Source organism: Mycobacterium sp. UM_11 (assembly GCF_001414075.1).
Lineage (GTDB): Bacteria > Actinomycetota > Actinomycetes > Mycobacteriales > Mycobacteriaceae > Mycobacterium.
On the sequence record NZ_LATC01000061.1, the window covers coordinates 1 to 22,865 of the forward strand.

At 71.4% G+C, this 22,865-nt stretch carries 19 protein-coding genes and 1 pseudogene; 2 read left to right on the forward strand and 18 right to left on the reverse strand.

All coding sequences use genetic code 11. The features are described from left to right. From WU80_RS15920 to WU80_RS15985, 14 genes and pseudogenes are all read right to left on the reverse strand, one after another. The coding region (locus WU80_RS15920) for a beta-ketoacyl synthase N-terminal-like domain-containing protein (protein ID WP_055405787.1) at positions 1-697 on the reverse strand (697 nt) is incomplete at its 3' end. Between the two features lie 78 nt (positions 698-775). Further along, positions 776-1,837, reverse strand: coding sequence for a type III polyketide synthase (locus WU80_RS15925; RefSeq protein WP_055402767.1), 1,062 nt, complete (start codon positions 1,835-1,837; stop codon positions 776-778). A 109-nt stretch (positions 1,838-1,946) separates the two neighbouring features. Next, positions 1,947-3,365: an argininosuccinate lyase gene (argH, locus tag WU80_RS15930; RefSeq protein WP_055402769.1), complete on the reverse strand. Its 1,419-nt coding sequence runs from the start codon at positions 3,363-3,365 to the stop codon at positions 1,947-1,949. Then, on the reverse strand, positions 3,362-4,582 hold the full coding sequence (locus WU80_RS15935; protein ID WP_055402771.1) for an argininosuccinate synthase: 1,221 nt from the start codon (positions 4,580-4,582) through the stop codon (positions 3,362-3,364). Before WU80_RS15935 ends, argH begins: the two co-directional genes overlap by 4 nt. Before the next feature lie 18 nt (positions 4,583-4,600). Continuing rightward, positions 4,601-5,095 (reverse strand): arginine repressor, encoded by a 495-nt coding sequence (locus tag WU80_RS15940; RefSeq protein ID WP_055402773.1) that lies wholly within the window; start codon positions 5,093-5,095, stop codon positions 4,601-4,603. Further along, entirely contained in the window at positions 5,092-6,021 is a 930-nt protein-coding gene (gene argF / locus WU80_RS15945) for an ornithine carbamoyltransferase (RefSeq protein ID WP_055405788.1), read from the reverse strand. The genes WU80_RS15940 and argF overlap by 4 nt, the downstream gene beginning before the upstream one ends. Then, positions 6,018-7,214 carry an acetylornithine transaminase gene (locus WU80_RS15950; RefSeq protein WP_055402777.1) on the reverse strand — a complete coding sequence of 399 codons (1,197 nt, stop codon included), beginning with the start codon at positions 7,212-7,214 and terminating at the stop codon, positions 6,018-6,020. Before WU80_RS15950 ends, argF begins: the two co-directional genes overlap by 4 nt. Further along, a complete protein-coding gene (gene argB, locus WU80_RS15955) occupies positions 7,211-8,098 on the reverse strand; it encodes an acetylglutamate kinase (RefSeq protein ID WP_055402779.1) in 888 nt (295 codons plus the stop codon). The genes WU80_RS15950 and argB overlap by 4 nt, the downstream gene beginning before the upstream one ends. Continuing rightward, a complete protein-coding gene (gene argJ, locus WU80_RS15960; RefSeq protein WP_055402781.1) occupies positions 8,095-9,306 on the reverse strand; it encodes a bifunctional glutamate N-acetyltransferase/amino-acid acetyltransferase ArgJ in 1,212 nt (403 codons plus the stop codon). Before argJ ends, argB begins: the two co-directional genes overlap by 4 nt. Continuing rightward, a pseudogene (argC, locus tag WU80_RS15965) lies at positions 9,303-10,362 on the reverse strand (N-acetyl-gamma-glutamyl-phosphate reductase). The gene argJ and the pseudogene argC overlap by 4 nt, the downstream one beginning before the upstream one ends. Before the next feature lie 39 nt (positions 10,363-10,401). Next, positions 10,402-12,888, reverse strand: a complete 2,487-nt coding sequence (pheT, locus tag WU80_RS15970) for a phenylalanine--tRNA ligase subunit beta (RefSeq protein WP_055402785.1) — start codon at positions 12,886-12,888, stop codon at positions 10,402-10,404. After that, entirely contained in the window at positions 12,888-13,931 is a 1,044-nt protein-coding gene (gene pheS, locus WU80_RS15975; protein ID WP_055402787.1) for a phenylalanine--tRNA ligase subunit alpha, read from the reverse strand. The genes pheT and pheS overlap by 1 nt, the downstream gene beginning before the upstream one ends. Positions 13,932-14,051: 120 nt before the next feature. Further along, on the reverse strand, positions 14,052-14,858 hold the full coding sequence (locus tag WU80_RS15980; protein WP_055402790.1) for a rhomboid-like protein: 807 nt from the start codon (positions 14,856-14,858) through the stop codon (positions 14,052-14,054). A gap of 17 nt (positions 14,859-14,875) precedes the next feature. Then, positions 14,876-15,766 (reverse strand): adenylate/guanylate cyclase domain-containing protein, encoded by an 891-nt coding sequence (locus WU80_RS15985; protein ID WP_055402792.1) that lies wholly within the window; start codon positions 15,764-15,766, stop codon positions 14,876-14,878. 191 nt (positions 15,767-15,957) lie between these two features. Between WU80_RS15985 and WU80_RS15990 the strand changes: the two genes are divergently transcribed. Further along, positions 15,958-17,001: an oxygenase MpaB family protein gene (locus WU80_RS15990; protein ID WP_055402793.1), complete on the forward strand. Its 1,044-nt coding sequence runs from the start codon at positions 15,958-15,960 to the stop codon at positions 16,999-17,001. Here the strand turns inward: WU80_RS15990 and WU80_RS15995 are convergent. From WU80_RS15995 to infC, 4 genes are all read right to left on the reverse strand, one after another. Further along, complete coding sequence (locus WU80_RS15995) at positions 16,988-17,779, reverse strand: RNA methyltransferase (RefSeq protein ID WP_055402795.1); 792 nt, start codon at positions 17,777-17,779, stop codon at positions 16,988-16,990. The genes WU80_RS15990 and WU80_RS15995 overlap by 14 nt on opposite strands. Positions 17,780-17,782: 3 nt before the next feature. Further along, positions 17,783-18,178 carry a 50S ribosomal protein L20 gene (gene rplT, locus WU80_RS16000; protein ID WP_046184507.1) on the reverse strand — a complete coding sequence of 132 codons (396 nt, stop codon included), beginning with the start codon at positions 18,176-18,178 and terminating at the stop codon, positions 17,783-17,785. Positions 18,179-18,245: 67 nt separating this feature from the next. Next, complete coding sequence (gene rpmI / locus WU80_RS16005; protein WP_055402798.1) at positions 18,246-18,440, reverse strand: 50S ribosomal protein L35; 195 nt, start codon at positions 18,438-18,440, stop codon at positions 18,246-18,248. 32 nt (positions 18,441-18,472) lie between these two features. Then, the gene (infC, locus tag WU80_RS16010; protein ID WP_082459830.1) at positions 18,473-19,078 is read right to left on the reverse strand and encodes a translation initiation factor IF-3; all 606 of its coding nucleotides are present in this window, start codon (positions 19,076-19,078) and stop codon (positions 18,473-18,475) included. Between the two features lie 408 nt (positions 19,079-19,486). On the opposite strand from infC, the gene lysX reads away from it, so the two are divergent. After that, positions 19,487-22,840: a bifunctional lysylphosphatidylglycerol synthetase/lysine--tRNA ligase LysX gene (lysX, locus tag WU80_RS16015; protein WP_082459831.1), complete on the forward strand. Its 3,354-nt coding sequence runs from the start codon at positions 19,487-19,489 to the stop codon at positions 22,838-22,840. The last annotated feature ends 25 nt before the right edge of the window (positions 22,841-22,865 follow it).

Genomic DNA, 22,865 nt, shown 5'->3' on the forward strand with positions numbered 1-22,865 from the left:
CCCCGCCGGCCAGCGCCAGGTCACACTCGCCGGCGCGCAGCGACCGCGCCGCCAGGTGCAGGGCCACCAACGACGACGAGCAGGCGGTGTCCACCGACACGGCCGGGCCCTCCAGGCCCAGCGCGTAGGCCACCCGGCCCGAGGCCACGCTCAGCGTCGAACCGCGCAGCCCGTAGCGCTCCAGGTGTCCGGGCACCCGCCCCTGCCCGCCATAGGACCCGTGGAAGATCCCGGCGAACACCCCCGTCGGCGACCCGCGCAGCGCGGCGGGGTCAATCCCGGCCCGCTCCAACGCCTCCCAGGACACCTCCAGCAACAGGCGTTGCTGCGGGTCCATCGCCAGCGCCTCGCTGGGGGCGATGGAGAAGAACGCGGCGTCGAAGTCGGCCGCGTCGGCCAGGAACCCGCCGCACCGGGCGTAGGACTTTCCGACCGCGTCGGGGTCCGAATCGAACAGGCCCGCCAGGTTCCAGCCCCGGTCGGTCGGGAACTCCGAGACCACGTCGCGGCCCTCGACAACCATCTGCCACAGCGCCTCCGGGGAATCCACCCCGCCGGGGTACCGGCAGCCCATCCCGACCACCGCGACGGGTTCGGTTGCGGCGGCGAGGTATTCGCGGGCCTCGCGCTTGAGCCGCTCGTTCTCCTTCAGCGATGCGCGCAGGGCCCTGACGAGCTCGTCGGAGTCGCCGGTCATGAGTCGCGGCCTGGGCGAGAAAGCGGGGTCATCGGTTCCATCGGTGAATCTTGGGGAGGCACAAGCAGAAACGCCCTGTCAGTGCCAGCGCAACAATACGAGCTCGGAGCAGAATCCGGGACCCATCGCGATCATCAGGCCGGGGCTTTCGCTGGGCGGCGGCTTGGCCAGGGTGTCCCGCAGCACGTGCAGCACCGAGGCCGAGGACAGGTTGCCGATCTCGCCGAGCGAGCGCCAGGTCAGTTCGAGCGCGTCCGGCGGCAGGCTCAGGCTCGCGTTGATCGCGTCGATGATCTTGGGGCCCCCGGGGTGGCTGACCCAGGCGCCGATGTCGGTCGTCGTCAGCCCGTGCGCGCCGAGGAACCCGGCGACGTCGCGCTCGATGTGCTCCTCGACCACCTCGGCCAGGTCCTTGGCCAGGACGAGCTCGAACCCGGCGGCGCCGACGTCGTAGCCCATGGTCCGCAGCGAATCGGGGTACAGCTTGCTGCGCGAGTCCAGGATGGCGGGCCCGCCGGCGGCGACCTTCTCGGCACGGCGCTCGCCGACCGCCACCACGGCGCCCGCCCCGTCGGCGAACAGCGCGCTGCCGACCAGGCCCGGCAGCGACGGCTTGTATCCCGGGTAGGTCAGCGAGCAGAGCTCGACCGAGATCAGGGCCGCGGCGGCGTCCGGCGCCCCGCGCAGGTAGTCGTTCAGCCGGGCCACGCCCGCGGCCCCGGCCACGCAGCCCAGCCCGAACAGCGGCACCCGGCGCACGTCGTCGCGCAGGCCCAGCCGGCCCGCGATCCGCGCGTCCAGGGAGGGCACCGCCAGGCCGGTGACCGTCGTCGTGATCAGCACGTCGAGGTCCTGGGGCCGCAGGCCGGCCTCGTCCAGGGCGCCCGACAGCGCCTCGCAGCCGAGGTCGACGGCGTTGTCGATGAAGATCCGGTTGGCCACGCCGAAGTCGGTCAGGGTGGGGTACCGCTCCAGGGGAAGCACCAGGTGGCGGCTGTTGACCTTGGCGCTGACGTGCAGCTGGCGGACGATGTCCTCGTAGCCTTCGAAGTCCGGGATGCTGACGAAGAAGTCGGTGAGCTCGCGCTGGGAGTAGCGGTACGGTGGCAAGGCACCGAACACGCCGGCGACGACGCTCATTGCTCCCACCCCCTGACGACGAAGATCAGGGTCGAAATGTTCACCCGGATCGCTTCCTGCGAGAAGTTTAATCGGCCCGGGAGCGCCCGGCACAGAAACCAAAGTCCTCTCATCGGCCACCGCCCAGCCGCGTTTTGAGCCGTTCGCACTCGGCCAGGACGGCTTCGAGTTGCTCGGCGACCCTGGCCGGCGCGGTTCCGCCCCGCCCGTCGCGCGACGACACCGAGCCCTCGATGGTCAACACGTCCCGCACCTCCGGCGTCAGCTCGGGGCTGATGGCGGCCAGCTCGTCGTCGGTCAGCTCGTCGAGCCCGACCGCGCGCCCCTCGGCCGTGCGCACGGCGGCCCCGGCCGCCTCGTGCGCGGACCGGAACGGCACCCCCCGGCGCACCAGCCATTCGGCGATGTCGGTGGCCAGCGTGTATCCGGCCGGGGCCAGGGCCGCCATCCGCTCGACGTCGAACGTCAGGCTGGCGACCAGGCCGGCCATCGCCGGCAGCACCAGCTCCAGCTGGGCCACCGAGTCGAACACCGGCTCCTTGTCCTCCTGCAGGTCGCGGTTGTAGGCCAGCGGCTGGGCCTTGAGCGTCGCCAGCAGGCCGGTCAGGTTGCCGATCAGCCGCCCGGACTTGCCGCGGGCCAGCTCGGCGATGTCGGGGTTCTTCTTCTGCGGCATGATCGAGCTGCCGGTGGACCACGAATCGTGCAACCTGACGTAGCCGAACTCCGTTGAGCTCCACAGGATGAGGTCCTCGGCCAGCCGCGAGAGGTCCACGGCGATCATCGCGAACACGAAGGCGGCCTCGGCGGCGAAATCGCGGGCCGCGGTCGCGTCGATGGAATTGGCCGCGGCGGCGTCGAAACCGAGCTCCGCGGCGATCGCGTCCGGGTCCAACCCCAGCGACGAGCCGGCCAGCGCCCCCGAGCCGTACGGGGACACGGCCGCCCGCTTGTCGAAGTCGACGATGCGGTCGACGTCGCGCAGCAGCGGGTGCGCGTGGGCGAGCAGGTGGTGGGCCAGCAGCACCGGCTGGGCGGACTGCAGGTGCGTCTTGCCCGGCATGATGGCGCTGGGGTGCGCGGCGGCCTGGGCGGCCAGCGCGGCCACCACCTCCAGGGCCGCGTCGGCGACCCGGCGCACCGCGTCGCGCAGCCACATCCGGAACAACGTGGCGACCTGGTCGTTGCGCGACCGCCCGGCGCGCAACCGGCCGCCCAGGTCGGGGCCGACCCGGTCGATCAGCCCCCGCTCCAGCGCGGCGTGCACGTCCTCGTCGGTCACCAGCGGCGTGAAGCTGCCGTCGGCCACGTCCTGCGCCAGGCTGTCCAGCCCGGCCAGCAGCCCGTCGCGCTGCTCGGAGGTGAGCAGCCCGGCGTGGAACAGAATCACGGTGTGGGCGCGCGAGGCGACGATGTCGTATGGGGCCAGCACCCAGTCGAAGTGGGTGGACTTGCTCAGGGCGGCCAGCGCGTCCGACGGGCCGTCGGCGAACCGCCCGCCCCACAGCGAGCCCTCGCGCGTGCTCACGTCGCGGTCGGACCTTCGTCGGCCGCCAGGTCGCGGCGGGACGCGATCTTCGACGACAGCCCGTGCACGTAGACGAAGCCCTTGGCGGCCGACTGGTCGAAGCTGTCGCCCTCGTCGTAGGTGGCCAGGTTGAAGTCGTAGAGCGACTCCGCGCTGCGCCGGCCGTTGACGGCGATGTGCCCGCCGTGCAACACCATCCGGATCTCGCCCGTCACGTGCTCCTGGGTCTTCGCCACGAACGCCTCCAGCGCGGTCTTCAGCGGCGAGTACCAGAGCCCGTCGTAGACCAGCTCCGCCCAGCGCTGGTCGGTGTGCCGCTTGAAGCGGCCCAGTTCGCGCTCCAGCGTGACGTGTTCGAGCTCGGTGTGGGCGGTGATCAGCACCATCGCCCCGGGGGCCTCGTAGATCTCGCGGCTCTTGATGCCCACCAACCGGTCCTCGACCACGTCGAGGCGGCCCACGCCCTGGCAGCCGGCGCGGCGGTTGAGCTCCTCGATGGCCTGTAGCACGGACACCGGTTTGCCGTCGATGGATACCGGGACCCCGCGCTCGAACCCGACGATCACCTCGTCGGGCGTGTTCCAGTTGATGGTGGGGTCTTCGGTGTAGGAGTAGATGTCCTTGGTGGGTGCATTCCAAAGGTGTTCCAGGAAGCCGGTTTCCACCGCGCGGCCCCACACGTTCTGGTCGATGGAGAACGGCGAGCGCTTGGTGACGTTGATCGGGATGGCGTTCTCCTCGGCGAACGCGATCGCCTTCTCCCGCGTCCAGGCGTAGTCGCGGACGGGCGCCAAAACCTCCAAATCCGGTGCCAGCGAAGCGAATCCGACCTCGAACCGGACCTGGTCGTTACCCTTTCCGGTGCAGCCGTGCGCGACGGTGGTGCCGCCGTGCTCGCGGGCGGCCGCCACCAGGTGCTTGGCGATCAGCGGCCGGCTGATGGCCGACACCAGCGGATAGCGGTCCATGTAGAGGGCGTTGTTCAGGATGGTGGGCAGGCAGTAGCCCTCGGCGAACTCGTCGCGGGCGTCGACGACGACGGCCTCCACCGCGCCGCAGTCCAGGGCCCGCTGGCGGACGACCTCCATGTCCTCGCCGCCCTGGCCGAGGTCGATGGCCACCGCGACGACCTCGCGGCCGGTTTCCTTGCCGATCCAGCTGATCGCGACCGAGGTGTCCAGACCGCCCGAATACGCCAGGATGACGCGATCCGACATGAACCAATCTCCTTAGTTTTAGGTGAGCTCTTCTAGGGTGCGGGCCAGCTCGGCGCCGGTCATCGGCTCCCGGGCGGCCACGAAGACGGTGTCATCGCCGGCGATGGTGCCGACGACGTACGGTAACGCCGCCCGGTCGATGGCGCTGGCCAAATAGTTGGCGCCGCCGGGCGGGGTGCGCAGCACCGCGAGGTTGGCGCTGGCGTCGGCCGACACCAGCAGCTCGCCCAGCAGCCGGGACAGCCGCGCGGTGCCGCCGGACACCCCGCGCACCGGGCTGCCGTCCTCGGGAACGATGTAGACGCCGACGCCGCCGTCGGCTCCGCGCAGCTTCACCGCGCCGAGCTCCTCGAGGTCGCGCGACAGGGTGGCCTGGGTGACCTCGATGCCCTCGTCGGCCAGCCGGGCCGCCAGCTCGCTTTGGCTGCTGATCGACGCCGACGACAGGATGGCCACGATGCGGTCCTGCCGCCCGGCCCGGGTGGTCTCGGCGGAAGCCTTCGAGCGGGTCATGAGCGTCGCTCCAGCAGCCACACCAGCAGCGCCTTCTGGGCGTGCAGCCGGTTCTCGGCCTCGTCCCAGACCACGCTGGCCGGCCCGTCCATCACCGCGTCGGTGATCTCGTCGCCGCGGTGGGCCGGAAGGCAGTGCAGCACAATCGCTTCCGGGTCGGCCAGGCCCAGCAGCCGCTCGTTGATCTGGAACGGACGGAATGGGGTGCGGCGGTCGAGCCCGTCGGCCTCCTGGCCCATCGACGTCCAGGTGTCGGTCACCAGCACGTCGGCGCCGCGCGCGGCCGCGTCGGGCTCGGCGCTGAGGGTGACCGAGCCGCCGGTCGTTTCCGCGCGTTCCGTCGCGGCCGCGACGAAGGCCGGGGCGGGGGCGAAGCCGTCGGGCGCGGCGATCGTGACGTGGATGCCGGCGGTCACCCCACCGAGCAGCAGCGAGTGGGCCATGTTGTTGGCGCCGTCGCCGAAGTAGGACATCCGCAGCCCCGCAAGGGATCCCTTGCGTTCGGCGATGGTCTGCAGGTCGGCGAGCACCTGGCAGGGGTGGAACTCGTCGGAGAGCGCGTTGACCACCGGCACGGTCGCCACCTCGGCCATGGCCTCGAGCCGGTCCTGTCCGAAGGTGCGCCACACGATGGCCTCGACGTAGCGGGACAGCACCCGCGCGGTGTCGGCCAGCGTCTCGTCGCGGCCCAGCTGCGTGCTGCGGGCGTCGACGACGACGGCGTGCCCGCCGAGCTGCGCGATGCCCACCTCGAAGGAGAACCGGGTGCGGGTGGAGTTCTTGTCGAAGAGCACCGCGACGCCGCGCGGGCCGTCCAGCGGCCGGCAGCAGAACGGATCCTTCTTCAGCTCGGCGGCCAGCTGCAGCACCTCGGCCTGCTCGGAGGGCGACAGGTCGTCGTCGCGCAGGAAATGGCGGGGCGTCATGCCGCGGCCTTGTCCAGGATGCCCGGCAGCGCGCCGACGAAGGCGTCCAGCTGGGCCTCGGTGATGATCAGCGGCGGGGCCAGCCGGACGACCTCGGGCGCGGCGGCGTTGACCAGGAATCCGGCTGCGCGCGCGGCACTTTCGGCCTCCTTGGCCCGCGGCGCGGTCAGCACCAGGCCCTGCAGCAGCCCCCGCCCGCGCACGTGGTCGATCAGCGGGTGGTTCAGGGACTCGACGCCGTGCCGCACCGACTTGCCCAGCACCTCCGCGTGCCGGATCAGGTCCTCGTCGGTGATCACCCGCAGCACCGCCCGCGCCGCAGCGGCGCAGATCGGGTTGCCGCCGAAGGTGCTGCCGTGCAGGCCGGGGGTCAGCAGCTCGGCGGCCCGCCCGACGGCCAGGCACGCGCCGATGGGCAGCCCGCCGCCCAACCCCTTGGCCATGGTCACGACGTCCGGGGTGATGCCGTCGTGCTGGTGGGCGAAAAACGCTCCGGTGCGGCCCATCCCGGTCTGCACCTCGTCGAGCACCAGCAGCGCGCCGTGCCGCGAGGTGATGTCGCGCGCGGCCCGCAGATAGCCCTCCGGCGGGACCACGACGCCGCCCTCCCCCATGATCGGTTCGAGGAACACCGCCGCGGTGGCGTCGTCGACGGCCGCGGCCAGCGCGTCGGCGTCCCCGTAGGGCACGTGCGTGACGTATCCGGGCAGCGGCTCGAACGGCGCCTGCTTGCTGGGCTGGCCGGTCAGTGCCAGCGAGCCCATCGTGCGGCCGTGGAAACCGCCCTGCGCCGCAACCAGTTTCGTGCGCCCGGTGAGCCGCGACAGCTTGAACGCGACCTCGTTGGCCTCGGTTCCCGAGTTGCAGAAGAACACCCGCGCGGGCGCCCCTGTTTGTTCGGGCGCGCCGAGCAGCGCCACCAGCTCCTCGGCCAGCGCGATGCCGGGTTCGCTGGCGTACAGGTTGGAGGTGTGGCCCAGCGTGGCCATCTGGTGGGTGACGGCCTCGATGACCGCGGGGTGGCGATGCCCGAGGACGTTGACCGCAATGCCGCCGAGCAGGTCCACGTAGCTGTTGCCGTCCACGTCGGTGACCACGGCGCCGTCGCCGCTGGCCAGGGCGAGCGGCGGGGTGCCGTAGTTGTTCATCATCACGGCTTCCCAGCGCTGCTTCACTGTTTCCCCTTGGCTCATGTGGGCACCACCTTGGTGCCGGTCCCCGCATCGGTGAAAAGCTCGACCAGCACGCAGTGTTCGACCCGCCCGTCGATGACGTGCGCGCTCGGGACGCCGGCGGTGACCGCCCGCAGGCACGCCTCGACCTTGGGGATCATGCCCGCCTCCAGCGTGGGTAGCAGTTGCGCGAGTGTGCCGGTGTCGATTTCGCTCACCAGCGAGCCGCGGTCGGGCCAGCTGGTGTAGAGGCCCTCGACGTCGGTGAGCATCAACAGCTTCTCGGCCCGCAGCGCCTCGGCGAGCGCCGCGGCGGCGGTGTCGGCGTTGATGTTGTGCACCACGCCCTCGGCGTCCGGGGCCAGCGTGGACACCACCGGAATGCGGCCCGCCGCAATCAGATCCAGCACCGCGGCGGTGTTGACCCGTTCGACGTCGCCGACCAGGCCGATGTCGGTGGCCACGCCGTCCACGGTCACGCTGCGCCGCACGGCGGTGAACAGTTGCGCGTCCTCGCCGGTGATGCCGACGGCGTAGGGCCCGTGCGCGTTGATCAGGTTGACCAGTTCGCGGCCCACCTGTCCGAACAACACCATCCGCGCCACGTCGAGCACTTCGGGTGTGGTGACCCGGAAGCCGCCCTTGAAGTCGCCCTCGATGCCCAGCCGGCGCAGCATGGCGGTGATCTGCGGGCCGCCGCCGTGCACGACGACGGGCAGGATGCCGCAGTTGCGCAGGAAGGCCATGTCGGCGGCGAAGGCGTGCCGCAGCGTGTCGTCGGTCATGGCGTTGCCGCCGTACTTGATGACGACGACCTTGCCGTACAGCTGCTTGAGCCAGGGCAGGGCTTCGGCGAGCACCTGCGCCTTGACGCCGGTCGGCAGCTGCTCCGTTGTGAAAGTCATGAGCTGTACGCCGAGTTCTCTTCGACATAGCCGTGCGAGAGGTCCGTGGTGCGGACCGCGGCGTGGCCGTCACCCACGCGCAGGTCGACGGTGATGTCGATGTCGGCGCCGGACAGGTCCACCTCGCGCGCGCCCGGCGCCCCGACACCGTCGACGCACACGGCGAAGCCGTTGAACGACACCGTGATTCGATCGGGGTCGAGGGGAATCGGCGCCATCCCGACGGCAGCCAGCACCCGGCCCCAGTTGGGGTCCGACCCGAACACCGCGGTCTTGACCAGGCTGTCGCGGGCGATCACCCGCGCGGCGGTCAGCGCGTCGTCCTCGGAGGCCGCCCCGGTCACCGTCACGGTGACGCGCTTGGTGACGCCCTCGGCGTCGGCCTGCAGCTGCGCGCACAGGTCGTCGCACACCCGCAGCACGGCGTCGTCGAGATCGGCCTGCGCGGGCGTGATCCCGCTGGCCCCGGACGCCAGCAGCAGCACGGTGTCGTTGGTCGAACACGCGCCGTCGATGTCGAGCCGGTCGAAGGTGCGGGCGGTGGCGCGGCGCAGCGCGGTGTCGAGCGCCGCGGCCTCGACGTTCGCATCGGTGGTCAGCACGCACAGCATGGTGGCCAGCGACGGCGCCAGCATGCCCGCGCCCTTGGCCATCCCGCCGACCGTCCAGTTGCTCCGGTGGTGCAGCGCAACCTGTTTCGGCACGGTGTCGGTGGTCATGATCGCGCGCGCCGCCTCGTCGCCGCCGCTCAGACCGCCGGCCATGTCCTGAACGATCGCGCGCACCCCGGCGAGCACCTTGTCCATCGGCAGCCGGTCGCCGATCAGCCCGGTGGAGCACACCGCGACCTCGATGGCCCCGGTTTGCGTCCCCCAGTCCGACAGCGCGGCGGCGACGGCCTCGGCGGTGGCGTGGGTGTCCTGGAAACCGCCGGGCCCGGTGCAGGCGTTGGCGCCGCCGGAGTTGAGGATCACCGCGCGCAGCGCGCCGGTGGTCAGGACCTGCTGGCTCCACAGCACGGGCGCGGCCTTGACCTTGTTGCGGGTGAAGACGCCCGCCGCCGCGTAGTCGGGCCCCTCGTTGAACACCAGGGCCAGGTCGGGGTTGCCCGACGCCTTGATGCCGGCGGCGATCCCGGCGGCCCGGAACCCGGCGGGCGCGGTGACGCCCTGTTCGCGCACCAGGCGCGCCTCGGCTGTGTGGGTCACGGGGCGACCCCGACCACCGAAAGGCCTTGTGCCTCCGGCCAACCCAGCGCGAGGTTCATCGCCTGCACCGCCGCGCCGCCGGTGCCCTTGACCAGGTTGTCGATGGCGGCGATGGCCACGAACGTCTCCGCGGCCTCGTCCACCGCGACGGCGACGTGTGCCGCGTTGCTGCCGATCACCGATCCGGTGCGCGGCAGTTGACCCTCGGGTAGCAGGTACACGAAAGGCTCTGCGTCGTAAGCCTTTTCGTAGGCGGCCCGCAGTTGTGAGAGCGGCGCGCGGGTCCGCGCCGTGCAGGTGGCCAGGATGCCCCGCGAGGTCGGGATCAGGACCGGGGTGAACGACACCGTGACGTCGCGGTCGGTGACCGCCCGCAGCCCCTGGGCGATCTCGGGCGTGTGGCGGTGGGCCCCGGCGATGTTGTAGGCCCGGGCGGACCCGATCACCTCGGAGCCGAGCAGGTCGGTCTTGGCCGCGCGGCCGGCCCCGGAGGTGCCGCTGACGGCCACCACGGTGACGGCGGGCTCGATCAGGTCCTCGGCCATCGCGGGGAGCAACGCCAGCAGCGCCGCGGTCGGGTAGCAGCCCGGCACGGCGATCCGGCGCGCGCCGCGCAGCCGCTCCCGCGCGCCGGGCAGTTCCGGCAGTCCGTAGGGCCAGCTTCCGGCGTGCGGGGAGCCGTAGAACCGCTCCCACGCCGCGGCGTCGGTGAGCCGGAAGTCGGCGCCGCAGTCGATGATCAGGGTGTCGGGGCCCAGCTGGTCGGCCAGGGCGGCCGAATGCCCGTGCGGCAGGCCCAGGAACACCACGTCGTGGCCGGCCAGCACGGCGAGTTCGGTGGGCTCGACCACGCGGGAGGCCAGCGGCGTCAGGTGCGGGTGGTGCTCGCCGAGCGTGCTGCCGGCGCTCGTCGCGGCGGTCAGCGACCCGATGGCGAGCCGGCCGTCGGCGTAGGCGGGATGCCCGAGCAAAAGGCGCAGGATCTCACCGCCCGCATAGCCGCTGGCCCCGGCAACCGCCACCCTCAATACGTCGGCCATTCCGCCGATTCTGCATGGTTATGCAATGCTTTGCAAATCCATTCCAGAGCGGCGCTCAGGCCCGCAGTTCGGCGCCGACCGCCTCGGCGGCGCGCCGCACCGCGGCGTCGCGGGCGGCGCTGGCGTCGTCCTCGGTCAGCGTGCGGTCCGGGGCGCGGAAACGCAGGGCGAACGTCAGCGATTTGCGGTCCTGCCCGACCTGCGGGCCGGTGAAGACGTCGAACAGTTGCAGGTCTTCCAGCAGCTCGCCGGCGCCCTCCCGCACGGCGTCGGCCACCGCCTGCGCCGGCACGTGCGCGGGCACCACCAGGCTGACGTCCTGGAAGACCGCCGGGAACGGCGACACCCTCGGCGCCGGCAACGCCTCGGCGATGGGAATGGCGTCGAGGTTGAGCTCGACGGCGCACGTGCCCTTCGGCAGCCCGGAGCGTTCGATCACCGCCGGGTGCAGCTGCCCGGCGTGACCGACCACGGTCTCCCCGACCAGCACCTCGGCGCACCGGCCCGGATGCCAGGGCAGCCGCTGCGCCGCCCGCAGCCGCACCTCGACCCCGCTGGCGCGGGCGACGATGCGCACCGCCTCGAACGCGTCGGCGGCCTCGGCCCGGCGGCCGGGCCCCCACGGGCCGCGGCGCTCGCGCAGCCCGGTCAGCACCGCCGCGACGTGCTGGGGCTGGCGGGGCAGCGAGGCGTCCAACAGGGCGATCTCGGTGTCCGTCGGTCGCCGGTGCACGGGGATGGGCCGCACGCCGCGCGTCTCGTCGGTCGGCTGCACCACCTGCGCCAGCGCGTACAGCGCGACGTCCACCAGACCCCGGGACACGTTGCGCACCAACGCCTCCAGCAGCGCCGGCAGCAGCGTGGTGGCCAGGTGCGGGCGGTCGGCCTCCAGCGGGTTGAGCACCTGCGTGGTGGCGCGGCGCGGATCGTCGGCCGGCAGCCCCCACAGGTCGAACACGCCCGCGGGCAAGAACGGCGTGGGCAGGATTTCGACGTAACCGTGTTGGGCCAGCGATTTGCCGATCGCGCGGCGCCGCTTCTGCCCCGCGGTGAGGCCACGGCCCGCGGGGGCCGCGGGCAGCACCGACGGGATGACCTCCAGGCCCTCGAGGCGCAGCACCTCCTCGACGAGGTCGGCGGGCTGCAACAGGTCGGGCCGCCAGCTCGGCGGCGTCACCGTGAGCGCCGCGCCGGAGTCGACCACCAGCGCGCCGATCTGCGCCAGGCGCCGCGCGGTGGTCCCGGCGGGGTAGGCCACCCCGGCGACGCGGTCGGGCAGGTCGGCGGGAACGTGGATCGGCGGAAGCGACCAGTCGTCGGTCGGCGGCTCACCGCGCCAATCGGTCAGCTTCTCCGACACCGCTCCCCCGGCGATCTCGACGAGCAGGGTGGCGCACCGGTCCAGCGCGGCCACCGAGATCGCCGGGTCCACCCCGCGCTCGTAGCGTCGGGCGGCCTCGCTGGGCAGGTGCAGTCGGCGCTGGGTGCGCGATACGGCGGCGGGGTCCCAGACCGCCGCCTCCAGCAGCACGTCGGTGGATTCGGGGCGCACCTCGGTGCTGGCCGCGCCCATCACGCCGCCGATCGCCGCGGTCGCGCGGTCGTCGACGATGAGGACATCGGTCGGGTCGAGCCGGCGCTCGATGTCGTCGAGGGTGACCACGGTCTCGCCGGGCCGGGCGAACCGCACGGCCAAGCCCCCGGAGATGCGGTCGCGGTCGTGGGCGTGCATGGGGTGGCCGAGTTCGAGCATCACGTAGTTGGTGACGTCCACCGCCGGCGAGGTCGCGCGGATGCCGGCCAGCAGCAGCCGCCGTTGCAGCCACCACGGCGACACGGCGGCCGGGTCGATACCGGTCACCGGCCGCAGGGCGAACCGGCGGACACCGGTTTCGGGCTGCACGGTCAACGGCCAGGCCTCGCCGTTGGCGGGCAACGGCTTCACGTCGGCGGGGTCGACGAACTCGAGGTCGTAGGCGCAGGCGATCTCCCGCGCCAGCCCGCGCACCGACATGCCGTAGCCGCGGTCGGGGGTGATCGCCAGGTGGAAGACCACGTCGTCCAATCCCAGCACCGCGGCGCCGTCGGCGCCCGGGTCGGCGGTACCGGCCGGCAGCACCAGGATCCCGGAATGGTCCGCGCCCAAGCCGAGTTCGGCCGCCGAGCAGATCATGCCGTCGGAGTCGCGGCCGTAGGTCTTGCGCGCGGTGATCGCGAAGCCGCCGGGCAACGTGGTGCCGGGCAGCGCCACCACCACCAGGTCACCGACGACGAAATTGGTTGCGCCGCAAACAATGTCGCGGGGCGCGGGCTCACCGACATCGACCCGGCAGGCGCGGATCGGCTTCTTGAACCCGGTGAGCTCCTCGATGCCGGCGACGCGGCCCACGGTCAGTGGGCCCTCGACCGGGCCGAGGGTGACCACCTCCTCGACCTCGTGGCCGATCCGCACCAGCGCTTGCTCGAGCTCCTCCGGGGCGACGTCCCAGCCGGGCGCGCCCGCGGCCACGACGTCGCGCAACCAGCTGTAGGGGATGCGCATCAGGCCCCCACCCCGAACGGCAACGAGAACCGGACGTCGCCCTCGACCATGTCGCGCATGTCCGGGATCCCGTTGCGAAACTGCAGCGTGCGCTCCAGGCCCATCCCGAAGGCGAACCCGGAGTACACCTCCGGGTCGATTCCCGCGGCCCGCAACACGTTCGGATGCACCATGCCGCAACCGCCCCACTCCACCCAGCCGGGGCCGCCCTTCTTGCCGACGAACCACACGTCGACCTCGGCGGAGGGTTCGGTGAACGGGAAGAAGTGCGGCCGGATCCGGGTGCGCGCCTCGGGACCGAACTCGGCGCGGGCGAACGCGTCCAGGGTGCCGCGCAGGTGCGCCATGGACAGGCCCCGGTCCACCGCCAGCCCCTCGACCTGATGGAAGACCGGCGTGTGGGTGGCGTCCAGCTCGTCGGTGCGGAAGGTGCGCCCGATCGAGATGATGTAGACCGGCAGCTCGTGGGCCAGCAGCGTGCGCACCTGCACCGGCGACGTGTGGGTGCGCAGCAGCTGCCGGGAATCCTCCGGCGCGATGTAGAAGGTGTCCTGCTCGCTGCGCGCGGGGTGGTCCGCGGGGAAGTTCAGGGCGTCGAAGTTGAACTGCTCGGTTTCCACCTCGGGGCCCTCCGCGAGCTCCCACCCCATCGCGATGAAGGTGTCGGCGATGTGCTCGGCCAGGATGGTGATCGGGTGCCGGGCGCCGACCGGCTGCCGGCTCGACGGCAGCGTGACGTCGATGCCCTCGGCGGCCAGCACCGCCGCGTCGCGTTCTTCGCGCAGGGCCGCCAGCCGCGCGTCGTACTCGCGCTGCACCTCGGTTCGCGCGGAGTTGACCCGCTTCCCGGCGTCGGCGCGCTCCTCCTTGGGGACGCCGCCCAGCGCCTGGCGCGCCAGCGCCAGCGGGGAGCGGTCACCGAGGTGCTCGGTCTTCACCCGCGCCAGCGCGTCCAGGTCGCCGGCGAGCGCGATCGCCTCCCGGGCGGCGCCGACCGCCTCGGCCAGGGCGTCCGGTGACAGGTCGACGGGCTGAGCACCCACGCGGCGACACTCTCCTTGCTGATGAGGGGCGGGCTCGAAGTTGCCCAGCGGCAAGTGCCGATCATAGTGATGTGGTGCGTGTGGCCCGGCGGGCGCTTCGCCCTAAGGGCGGCGGGTTGCCTAGCCGGTCGTGACGGGCTGCGGGCTCCTCAGCGCGGGGTCGCCCACCACGGCGCCGCGGCCGGTGACGATCTGCACCAGCTTGTGCGCGGCCAGGGCGCCGAGGACGCCGAACGCGGGCGCGGCGGCCATCGTGCCCCAGTGATGGGCCAGGATCAGGAAGCCGAAGCCCGACGAGGCCACCAGCATCCCGAGCCGCAGCGGCGTCCAATGGATGGGCTGGCGGAACCGGGCGGACACCAGCACGCCGAGGACGACGGCGGCGGTGTGGCCGGCGTCGGTGAAATCGCCGCCGATGATCGCCGAGGCGAGCCCGGCCGACACCCACCAGCCGACCCAGGCGGCCCGCCAGCGCTGGGGAATGACCGCGGTCATCGCGCCGAGCACCGCCAGGGCGCCGTAGCTCATCCCGACGTCGCTGGCCCGGGTGATGGACACCGGCATCCAGCCGAACTCGACGGCCGCGGCCAGGGCGGCGGCCACCAGCAGCGTCGCGCCGATGTGCCCGACGAGGAACGCCACCACCAGCCTGATGGTGCGCAGGTGCAGCTCGCCGAGCGCGAGCAGGCAGGTCAGGAAGGGCAACCAGAAGTACAGCGGACCGGCGTCGACGACCAGCGCGCTGCCCAGCAGCGTGCCCACGTGGCCGTGGGCCAGGTTGTGCAGGTTGGTGCTGGCCCGCTCGACCAGCACGTCATGGGCGTGCGGGCCGAGCGCCAGGATGGCGCAACTGATGGCGAGCAGCACCGCCACGTATCCCACCGTGAACTGGACCCGGGCGAGCCGGGCGAAGATGCCCCCAAACATTGCATCCATTATGTCGGCTAATTTGTTTCGGAAGTGTGATCGGGCGCTGTCAACTCCCTATGAGTCCTCAAACGATATATCGCCAAGTCGTTCGGAACGCCGGTGGCTTTGCCCGCAAAAACCGATTTACGTGCGCGTTTGGCGACGACGCCCATCGCGTCCAGTTCGCTCTGCGGGATCAGATCGAGTGTCGAACCTGACACCATCACCCCGCCCTTGGTGGCCCGTTCCATCACCCGCGCGGCGATGTTGACGTCGACACCGAGCCAGTCCGACGCCAGCCGCTGCGGCCGCCCGGTGTGGATCCCGACCCGCATCCGCGGCGTGTGCCCGGCCACCTCGACCGACTTCAACGCCTCCTTGGCGGCCAGCACGGCCCGCACCGCGACGGTGGGGTCGCCGAAGACGGCCATCAGGCCGTCGCCCATCCGCTTGACGATGTGGCCGCCGGCGTCCAGCAGCGGCGGCTCGATGGCCCGCGCCACCTGACGCAGCAGGGCGAGCGCCGCCTCGTCGCCGGCCTGCAGGGACCACGACGAGAAGCCGACCAGGTCGGTGAACACCAACGTCACCTTGGGATTGGCCGGCCGCCGGGACACCGACTCGGTCAGCGCCTGCCACACCTGCAGCAGCCCCAGGCCCACTTCGCGCGACACCGCCTCGCGGTCCCCCAGCAGCCGATCGGCGGCCCGGGCGGCGGCGCGCGGCCCGCCCTCGCCGGCCGTCGACAGCGGATCGCCGAACTCGGGATCGCCGGGCAGCAGCCGCCGGGCCCGGCGGATGAAGGCCACCGCGCCGGGGCTGTGGTTCCGGGTCTGCCACCACCGCACGGCGCCGCGCACCGAAGGATCGGAAGCCGTCACATCTTCGGGCCCGCCCGAGTCCGAATCGCGATGCGCGAGTTCCACTCGGCCAGGTTATTTCCTCGCGCCGCAGGCGGGCAACGAAGGCCCCGCCCGTTGTGTCACGGCTCGCAACGTATCGGCTGATCACAGCGGCGCCACACCGCTATCGAAGGTCGATAACACCTGCGGGCGCGCGGAGGGGAAATCGTAGACAACGTGCGTTGTCAAAGTTATCGTGAGCGCAGGAGGCCGAGATGACTGCCATTCCAAGGAAATCCGACGATCCGCTCGGGCCAGACTCCCTGACCTGGAAGTACTTTGGCGATCTGCGGACGGGAATGATGGGCGTCTGGATCGGGGCGATCCAGAACATGTACCCGGAGCTGGGGGCCGGCGTCGAGGAGCATTCGATCCTGTTGCGCGAGCCGCTGCAGCGGGTGGCGCGCTCGGTGTACCCGATCATGGGCGTCGTGTACGACGGTGAACGCGCCGCGGCGACCGGGCGGCAGATCAAGAGCTATCACCACACCATCAAGGGCGTTGACGCATCGGGCCGCCGTTATCACGCCCTGAATCCGGAGACGTTCTACTGGGCGCACGCCACGTTCTTCATGTTGGTGATCAAGGTGGCCGAGTACTTCTGCGGGGGCCTGACGGAGGCCGAGAAGCGGCAGCTGTTCGACGAGCACGTGCGGTGGTACCGGATGTACGGGATGAGCATGCGCCCGGTGCCCACGTCGTGGGAGGCGTTCTGCGAGTACTGGGACCGGGTTTGCCGCGAGGAGCTCGAGGTCAACCAGGCGACGCTGGACATCTTCCAGATCCGGATCCCCAAGCCGAAGTTCGTGCTGATGCCCACGCCGATCTGGGACCAGATGTTCAAGCCGCTGGTCGCCGGCCAGCGCTGGATCGCGGCGGGCCTGTTCGAGCCCGCGGTCCGCGAGAAGGCGGGGATGCGCTGGACACCGGGCGACGAGGTGCTGCTGCGGCTGTTCGGCAAGCTGGTCGAGCTGGCCTTTCTGGCGGTGCCCGACGAGATCCGGCTGCACCCGCGCGCGCTGGCCGCCTACCGCCGCGCCGAGGGGCGGCTGCCCAGCGACGCGCCGTTGGTGGAGGCGCCGCCGTTCATGGCCCCGCCCCGCGACCGCCGCGGGCTGCCGATGCATTACTTTCCCCCGCGGCCGCGCTCCGCGCTGGACCCCGCCAAGGCGCTGATGGAACGCGCCGGGTCGCTGGTGCACGGGACGCTGTCGCTGGCGGGCCTGCGGCCGGCCCGGGGACGCGTCAGGGCCGCTTGAGCGTGCCCAGCGCCTGCGCGCTCTGGTAGAGACAGATGGCCGCCGCCGAGGCCACGTTCAGGCTCTCGGCTCCCCCGGACATCGGGATGCGCATGCGGTGATCGGCCGCCCGCGCGACTTCGGTTGGCAGGCCCTGTGATTCGGGGCCGAACAGCCACGCCGTCGGCCGGCCGAGCAACTCGGTGGCCTCGTCGAGGCGCGTCTCGCCATCCACCGTCGTCGCCAGCACCTGCAGCCCCGCGTCGCGCAGGGCACCCAGCGCGGCCGGGACGTCGGGCGCCGAGGCGACCGGAATCGAGAAGATGCTGCCCGTCGAGGCGCGCAGGCACTTGCCGTTGTACGGGTCGACGCCGTGCCCGCCGAGCAGCACGCCGTCGGCGCCCATGGCGTCGGCGATGCGAATGAGCGTGCCGGCGTTGCCCGGCTCGCCGATTTCGACGGCGACCGCGATCAGCCGCGGCGAACCGGCCAGCACGTCCGCCGGTTGGGTCGACGGCATTTCGCAGACCGCCACCAACCCGGTGGGGGTGACGGTGTCGGACAGCGCCTTGGCGGCCCGCTCGGTGACCGGATGAACCGGAAACCGCTGCGCGCCAAGCAAAGACGCATACCGTTGCGCGGCGGCCTCGGTGACGAAGACGTCGCGGACCAGGCCGCGGCCGGCCGCGGCCTCGACCAGGTTGGGGCCCTCGGCCAGGAATCGCCCCGCCCGCCGGCGCCCGACGTGGCGATGCAGTTTGACCGCCGCGGCGACCCGGGCCGAACGTTCGGTCAGCAGGGGCTAGGCGGCCTCTCCGGAGTCCGAAGGCGCGTTGACGTCCTCGGGCAGCGCGGCCCGGGCGACGTCGACCAGCGCGGTGAACGCCGCCGGATCGGTGATCGCGATGTCGGCGAGGTTCTTGCGGTCCACCTCGACGCCCGCGGCCTTGAGGCCCTGGATCAGGCGGTTGTAGGTGATGTCGTTGGCGCGCGCGGCGGCGTTGATCCGCGAGATCCACAACTTGCGGAACTCGCCCTTGCGCGCGCGGCGGTCGCGGTAGGCGTAGTTCAGCGAATGCAGCTGCTGCTCTTTGGCTTTGCGGTACAGCCGCGAACGCTGGCCGCGATAGCCCTTCGAGGCCTTGAGAATGCTGCGCCTCTTCTTGTGGGCGTTGACCGCCCGCTTCACGCGTGCCATGGGTGTTCCTACTCTCTAAGTAATGGTCGGGGCCGGCAGCGGCGCCGCCGCTCGGCTTGTCGAACTGTCAGCCGTTCAGCAGCTTCTTGACGCGCTTGGTGTCGTTGGCCGCCACGGTGGTGCGGCCCTCCAGGCGGCGAGTCCGGGTGGACGGCTTGTGCTCGAACAGGTGCCGGCGGTTGGCTTTCTCGCGAAGGATCTTGCCGGTTCCGGTGCGCCGGAACCGCTTCGAAGCCCCGCTGTGGGTCTTGGCTTTTGGCATGTTTCCTCTTCGTTCTCGCTATTCGTCTCTGGTCAGTTGGGCGAAGGGGCGTCGGTGGCCGCATCGCCGTCCGGCGCCGCGACGTCCCCGGGTCCCTCGGGGTGCCGCGCCCTGGCGCGAGTCTTCGCGCCGCGGTGCGGGGCCAGCACCATCGTCATGTTCCGGCCGTCCTGCTTGGCGGACGTCTCGACGAAGCCGTATTCGGCCACGTCCGCGCCCAGCCGCTGCAGCAGGCGGTAGCCCAGCTCGGGCCGCGACTGCTCGCGTCCGCGGAACATGATGGTGACCTTCACCTTCGAACCCGCCTCCAGAAAGCGGATCACGTGGCCCTTTTTGGTCTCGTAATCGTGATCGTCGATCTTGGGTCGCAGCTTCTGCTCTTTGACGACGGTCTGCTGCTGGTTCCGGCGGGATTCGCGCGCCTTTTGCGCCGCCTCGTATTTGAACTTGCCGTAGTCCATGATCTTGCAGACCGGGGGTCTGGCGTTCGGGGCGACTTCGACAAGGTCGAGATCGGCGTCCGCAGCGACGCGCAGTGCGTCTTCGATGCGCACTATGCCTACCTGCTCTCCCCCGGGGCCGATCAATCTGACTTCAGGTACGCGGATGCGCTCGTTGACGCGGGTCTCAGTGCTGATGGGGCCTCCCTTGTTGGGCTGATAGGTGTCCTAGCATCGCGGCCGGGACCCGGCTCCGGGGGGTTCAGCGGCGGAAACACCACACCACCAGCAGAAAAGCCCTGCAATCGCAGGGCCCAATGCCGACCGATCGCGGCCTGAAGTCAAGCCGCCCGCGTTGCTCGCGGAACAGACATGCGCGATGTCTGTGACCGGACCGCCAGGCCTTGAAATCCTCGTGGCCCGCGGTGGGAGTGGGACTCCACTTACTGTTCCTGGCCTTCGCCGGGATGGTCGCGAACGCCAGTTTAGCAGCCACGGGGCCGCTTTCCGCACTTCGCCCTCGACCCCACCCGCAGACTCGGGCAACCCGGCGAACTATTGCTGGCCAGTCTTAGCGCTTCGCCAAGCTTTTCACGGTTTGAGGGCATATCCTCGCGGTCTGTGACTCTCGCTTCATCTCGTTCGGGCTCCCGTTCGGGGCCCCGCGGCCGGTCGCATTCCCGGTATCGCTGGGTACCGGCGGCGGCCGGGTGGATCGTGGGCGTCATCGCCACCGTGTCGCTGCTGGCCAGCGTGTCCCCGTTGATCCGGTGGGTCATCAAGGTCCCTCGCGAGTTCATCAACGACTACCTGTTCAACTTCCCCGACACCAGCATCGCGTGGTCGTTCGTCCTCGCCCTGCTCGCCGCGGCCCTGACCGCGCGCAAACGGATCGCCTGGCTGGTGCTGCTCGGCCAGATGATCCTGGCCGCGGGGCTGAACGCCGCCGACATCGCCGCGGGTGACAACACCGCGGCCGAGACCTTCGGCGAGAACCTCGGGTTCGCGGTGCACATCGTCGCGATCGTGCTGCTGGTGCTGGCCTACCGGGAGTTCTGGGCCAAGGTCCGCAAGGGCGCGCTGGTCAAAGCGGCCGCGGTGCTGGTGGCCGGCGACGTGATCGGGATCCTGGTGTCCTGGGGACTGGTGGAGCTGTGGCCGGGAACGCTGGCGCGCCAGGACCGCCTGCCCTACGTCGCCAACCGGGTGGTCGGCTTCGCGCTGGCCGACCCGGACCTGTTCACCGGCAAGCCGCACGTCTTCCTCAACGCGATCTTCGGCCTGACCGGCGCGCTGGCGCTGATCATGGCGACCATCGTGCTGTTCCAGTCCCAGCGCGCCGAGAACGCGCTGACGGGCGAGGACGAGTCCGCCATCCGCGGCCTGCTCGAGCTGTGGGGCAAGAACGACTCGCTCGGCTACTTCGCGACCCGCCGCGACAAGTCGGTGGTGTTCGCCCAGAGCGGCCGCGCCGCCATCACCTACCGCGTCGAGGTGGGCGTGTGCCTGGCCAGCGGCGACCCGATCGGCGACCCGCGGGCCTGGCCGCAGGCCATCGACGCGTGGCTCGGGCTGTGCCAGACGTACGGCTGGGCGCCGGGGGTCATGGGCGCCAGCACGCAGGGCGCGCGGGTCTATCGGGAAGCCGGGCTGAACGCGCTCGAGCTGGGCGACGAGGCGATCCTGCGGACCGCCGACTTCAAGCTGTCCGGACCCGACATGCGCGGGGTGCGCCAGGCCGTCACCCGGGCCCGCCGCGCCGGGCTGACGGTGCGGATCCGGCGGCACCGCGACATCTCCGCCGAGGAGATGGCCCAGACCATCACCCGCGCCGACGCCTGGCGCGACACCCAGACCGAGCGGGGCTTCTCCATGGCGCTGGGCCGGCTCGGCGACCCGGCCGACGGGGACTGCCTGCTGGTCGAGGCGTTGGACCGCGACGGCGCCGTGGTGGCGATGCTGTCGCTGGTGCCGTGGGGCACCACCGGCGTCTCCCTGGACTTGATGCGCCGATCCCCGCAGTCGCCCAACGGCACCATCGAGCTGATGGTCAGCGAGCTCGCCCTGACCGCCGAAAACCTTGGCATCAGCCGCATTTCGCTGAACTTCGCGATGTTCCGCTCGGCGTTCGAGCAGGGCGCCCAGCTCGGCGCGGGCCCGGTCGCGCGGTTGTGGCGGGGGCTGCTGCTGTTCTTCTCGCGGTGGTGGCAGCTGGAGACGCTGTACCGCTCGAACATGAAGTACCAACCCGATTGGGTTCCGCGCTACGCCTGCTACGAGGACGCCCGGCTGATCCCCCGGGTCGGCGTCGCGTCGGTGATCGCCGAGGGCTTCCTGGTGCTCCCGTTCACCCGGCGCGAGCGCGTGCACACCGGGCACCACCCCGCCGTGCCCCAGCGGCTGGCGGAGTCGGGCCTGCTGCACCACGACGGCTCCGCCCCCGACGTCAGCGAGTTGCAGCAACGCCGCGACGACGCGGAGCAAGAGGAGTCCTGGGCCCGGCTGCCCGAGCAGGTGCGGGTGCGGCTGGCCAAGCTGAAGATCTTGCGGCGCAACGGCATTGACGCCTACCCGGTGGGCTCTCCGCCCAGCCACACCGTCGCCAGGGCGCTGGACGCGGACGACCAGGAACCCGTGTCGGTGTCGGGCCGGATACTGCGGATCCGCGACTACGGCGGGGTGCTGTTCGCCCAGCTGCGGGACTGGTCGGGCGAATTGCAAGTGCTGCTGGACAATTCACGCCTGGAGCGCGGCCGGAACGCAGATTTCACCGCGGCCATCGATCTCGGCGACCTGGTCGAGGTGACCGGGCACATGGGGTATTCCAAGAACGGCACCCGCTCGTTGATCGTGCGCGACTGGCGGATGATCGGCAAGTGCCTGCGGCCGCTGCCGAACAAGTGGAACGGGCTGACCGACCCCGAGGCGCGGGTGCGCACCCGCTACGTGGACCTGGCGGTCAATCCCGAGTCGCGCGAGCTGATCACGGCGCGCGCCAGCGTCCTGCGCTCGGTCCGGGAGACGTTGTTCGCCAAGGGGTTCATCGAGGTCGAGACGCCGATCCTGCAGCAGATCCACGGCGGGGCCACCGCCCGGCCGTTCGTCACCCACATCAACACCTACGACATGAACCTGTTTCTGCGCATCGCGCCGGAGCTCTACCTCAAGCGGCTGTGCGTCGGCGGGGTCGAGCGGGTGTTCGAGCTGGGCCGGGCCTTCCGCAACGAGGGGGTCGACTTCAGCCACAACCCGGAGTTCACCCTGCTCGAGGCCTACCAGGCGCACGCCGACTACCTGGTCTGGATCGACGGCTGCCGCGAGCTGATCCAGAACGCGGCGCAGGCCGCCAACGGGGAGCAGACCGTCCTGCGCGGTGACGGCGCCGACGGCCGCCTGCAGCCGGTCGACATCTCCGGGACCTGGCCGGTGAAAACCGTGCACGACGCCGTGTCGGAGGCGCTCGGGGAACGCGTCGATCCGGACACCCCGTTGCCCGTGCTGCGCAAGCTCTCCGACGCCGCCCACATTCCGTACCGGGCGCACTGGGACGCCGGCGCCGTGGTGCTGGAGCTCTACGAGCACCTGGTCGAGGACCGCACCGAGGGGCCGACGTTCTACATCGACTTCCCCACGTCCGTCTCGCCCCTGACCCGGCCGCACCGCAGCCGGCGCGGCGTCGCCGAACGGTGGGACCTGGTGGCGTGGGGGGTCGAGCTGGGGACCGCCTACAGCGAGCTCACCGATCCGGTGGAACAGCGGCGCCGCCTGCAGGAGCAGTCGCTGCTGGCCGCCGGGGGCGACCCGGAGGCGATGGAGCTCGACGAGGACTTCCTGCAGGCCATGGAGTACGCGATGCCGCCCACCGGCGGGCTCGGCATGGGCATCGATCGGCTCGTCATGCTCATAACCGGCCGCAGCATCCGCGAGACGCTGCCATTTCCGCTGGCCAAGCCCCACTGATCGGCCCCGGGCGCGCGGGCCGTCC